We start from the raw sequence: 1,239 nt of genomic DNA, 5'->3' as shown, positions 1-1,239 counted from the left end.
CGGTAACAGATCGTACCTAAGACATGGGTGACAATCTCGTGCCGAACGGATTGTCGATGGTTTGCAAAGTTCTCTGCTCCAGGTCGATATATCCCAAATCATAGTGCATGAAGCTGACGAGCCAAATACCGTCGTCGACTTCCTTGAGCCCCAGTTTCTGTCCGGCCAGCACGGTCGAGATGTTGATCTTCTTGCGATAGATGCAGATGCGGCCGCAATTGGTCACCAGCGCATCCCGATCATGGAAGGGGTAGTCGATCTCCGGCAGGCCATGATAGAGGCGTGACGACGCGGCGTAGAGATCTGCCGGCACCTTCATGTTGAGCGCCTCGTGCGGCCGTTCCTGATTGAATTCGCTGACGAAAGCATCGAAGCGGGCCTGTTGCTGGAGGATGTTTTTGCCGGGTGGCCTGGTCGCCTCTTTCTTCAGCGTCAGGTGCATGCGCTCATGCCGGCCGTTTTGTTGGGGACGGCCCGGCCTGATGCGCTCCAGCGCGATCCCGAGCCGCAGCCACCACACCGACAGCTTCGACAGATTGTAGAGGCCGTTGGGGCTGGCGAAGGGTAGTCCATTGTCGCTGCGGATCGCCGCCGGCAGGCCACGCTCGACAAACAACCTGCGGAAAGCATCGAAGACGGCCGGTTCACGGGTCGATTCGAAGGCCTCGTAGGCAAGAAGATAACGGGATGCCTGGTCGGTGACCGTCAGCGGGTAACAGTATTGACCATTGCCAAGCTTGAACTCGCCCTTGAAGTCGGCGCACCATAGATCGTTGGGCAGCGATGCCTGTGACAAGGCTGTCCCTTCGGCTCGATGTCGTTGCCTCCTACGGGCGTGGGCGACCAGACCATGTCGATCGAGAACGGCATGCACCGTACTCTTCGACGGCACGCGCACATCGCCGGCCAGGCGCTTCACCAAAAGCTCCCGGATCTTCCTGGCACCCCAATGCGGCTTGCTCTTCTTGCACGAGACGATCATCGCCTCGACCGGCTCAGGCAACTGGTTGGCATAACGCACCGGTCTTCGAGACCGATCCGTCAGCGCCTCCAGACCGTCGTCCTTATAGCGGTTGAAGATTTTGTAACCGGTCTTGCGCGAGATGCCGAACTCTCGGCACACATCGCTCATGCCTTCGCCCTCCAGAAGCCGGGCGACAAAACGTAGACGTTCCTCCATCACCGAGGTCTCTTTCCACGGCATCAACACCTCCCGCCAAAAAGCGAAAAGTGTCACCC

The 1,239-nt window shown here is 58.9% G+C and carries 1 protein-coding gene; it reads right to left on the bottom strand.

What is annotated here, in order from left to right; genetic code table 11:
- Window positions 1–16: 16 nt before the first annotated feature.
- Window positions 17–1,204, bottom strand: a complete 1,188-nt coding sequence (locus EDE09_RS27935) for an IS481 family transposase (RefSeq protein WP_132413627.1) — start codon at window positions 1,202–1,204, stop codon at window positions 17–19.
- Between the last annotated feature and the right edge of the window lie 35 nt (window positions 1,205–1,239).

The organism is Neorhizobium sp. S3-V5DH (genome assembly GCF_004343065.1).
Lineage (GTDB): Bacteria > Pseudomonadota > Alphaproteobacteria > Rhizobiales > Rhizobiaceae > Neorhizobium > Neorhizobium huautlense.
The sequence above is the reverse complement of the archived record's forward strand: the minus strand, read 5'-3'. Positions and strand labels throughout refer to the sequence as shown.

What these genes read in the sequence shown, in the direction of transcription:
- EDE09_RS27935 (WP_132413627.1), bottom strand. Translation starts at nt 1,204, where the DNA reads ATGCCGTGGAAAGAGACCTCGGTGATGGAGGAACGTCTACGTTTTGTC.